A 1,377-nucleotide genomic window follows, 5' to 3' on the forward strand; every position below is an offset into this window, starting at 1 on the left:
CGGACCCGCCGCGGACCCACGCCTGCGGCGGACCCTCACCGGCCACGACGGCCCGGCGAAGGCGGTGGCCGTGGCCGTGGTCGACGGCCGCCCGATGGTGGTGTCGGCGGGCCGCGACACCACCGTCCGGGTCTGGGACACGGCGACCGGGCAGCAGGTGCACGCCTGGCCGTCCGGCCGCACCGACCGGCTCTCCTCGGTGACGGCCGAGGCGCTGGCCCTCGCCGTGGCCGAGGTCGACGGCCGCCCGCTGGTCCTCGGCCTCGACACCGACGAGGCCGTCACGGTCCGCGACCTGCGGACGGGCCGCCCGGTCGGCGAGGTCGTCGCCCTGGTGGAACGCACCGAGCTGGACGGCCGCGCCGTGCTGCTGACCATGGACGCGGCGCGGACCCTGCAGGTCTGGGACGAGGCGACCGGCGGCCTGCTCGGCGCCCATCCGGCGGTCGTGACGGTCTGCACCCTCGGCGGCCGCCGGACGGCCGTCTCGGCACCGGGCGACCGGCCGGTCGAGTGCCGCACCTCGACGATGCCGAGCCGGTACCAGTCGTCGATCATCTGGTTGAGCTGCTCGGCGTTCTGCCCCTTGAGGCCGCGCAGCCACACCGCCCGCCGTTCGAAGGCCTCCGTCCGCTCGTCGAGCGGCCGGCCCTCGTCCGCCACCACCCGGTAGTCCTCCTCGGTCAGGACGTGGTTGGGCACCCGGGCGGGCCAGAAGGTCGGCAGGTAGGGGTCGTGGCGCGGGCTCAGCGCCAGCTCGTACCCGGAGCGGCAGCTCGCGGTGTCGGTCTGCCACGGCACCGCCATCCACCGGGTCAGGTCGCCCGGCCCCTGGGCGTACAGCGGCCCGTTGACCGAGAGCGCCGTCTCCGGGGTGAGCACCGTGCCGTACGACGGCTCCGGCCGGTCGGCGGAGCGGTGCCGGATCCGGAACGGCGCCATGTACATCGAGGGGTGGCGGATCGGCCAGGTGACCTCGCAGCCGGGGTGGAACGCGTCCGCGAGGCAGAAGTCCAGGGCGGCGCGGTCCAGTGCGGCGGGCTGCCCGGCGACGGGCAGGTCCGCGAGCCGGTGCACCGGCCGGACGTCGGGCGAGCCCCAGTCGTCCTCGAACTCGCCGTCCGCCCAGTACTGGAACATCCGGTACTGGGTCGGCGAGAGGGCCATGTGCTGCAGCGGGGTGCGCGGCGGGACGGCCATCCCGTCGCCGTACAGCCACGGCCACGGCACCGGCGAGCCGCCGTCGCGTCCGAAGTCCCGCAGGGCGTTGAACACCTGACGGCGCAGCGCCCGGCGGCCGGGGGAGGTGCTGCTCAGGCGCTGCATGGCCTCCGGCGTGACGAACGGGGCGAGGCCCTGGTGCCCGTAGAACCCGGC

At 75.9% G+C, this 1,377-nt stretch carries 1 protein-coding gene; it reads right to left on the minus strand.

Annotated features, from left to right (window positions below; genetic code table 11):
* Positions 1-1,377, minus strand: a 1,377-nt coding sequence (locus ABZ641_RS37505) for a LodA/GoxA family CTQ-dependent oxidase (RefSeq protein ID WP_359989072.1), incomplete at both ends; no start/stop codon positions are given.

The sequence above is a fragment of the Kitasatospora sp. NPDC007106 genome, assembly GCF_040634455.1.
GTDB lineage: Bacteria > Actinomycetota > Actinomycetes > Streptomycetales > Streptomycetaceae > Kitasatospora > Kitasatospora arboriphila.